This is a genomic window from Dellaglioa sp. CoH-57-MRSF-17 (genome assembly GCF_056782015.1).
Window position 1 is genome coordinate 1 of sequence record NZ_JBXAXY010000072.1, and the last position, 377, is coordinate 377.

1 protein-coding gene is annotated in these 377 nt (G+C 54.9%); it reads right to left on the reverse strand.

The annotated features are described in order from the left end of the window. Window positions 1-377 (reverse strand): hypothetical protein (locus AC1RPJ_RS07920; protein WP_481762865.1); only part of this gene is annotated, 377 nt, incomplete at both ends.

Consider the following 377-nt stretch of genomic DNA (forward strand, 5'->3'; position numbering starts at 1 on the left):
CCTGAAACGTGGCAATGAAGTCCCGAAGCGAAATGCCGTCGTTGAGCTGGGCCCCGAGGATAATGTTGTGTTGTTCGTCTAGAATCTTCTTCAGCTCATCAAACTCACGAACCGAGAGCAGGGCATACATGGGAGTGCCCATGTAGTGCTTGAATTCCATGTTCCAGTTACGCGTTACGTATCGCATAATGCCCAGAACCGTGGCCTTCGCGTCGATTCGACCGTGCATGGGAATCAGTGCTGACCGCTTCAGCAAATCCGCAATCTGCGCATCGCGATCAGCCAAATCGTAGCCATCGATGTTCAGGAGCCGGGCGAGACGTGTGCCGTGCTCCGCGATCCACTGTTCATCAGAGCACGTTTCGGCCTCGACGCGT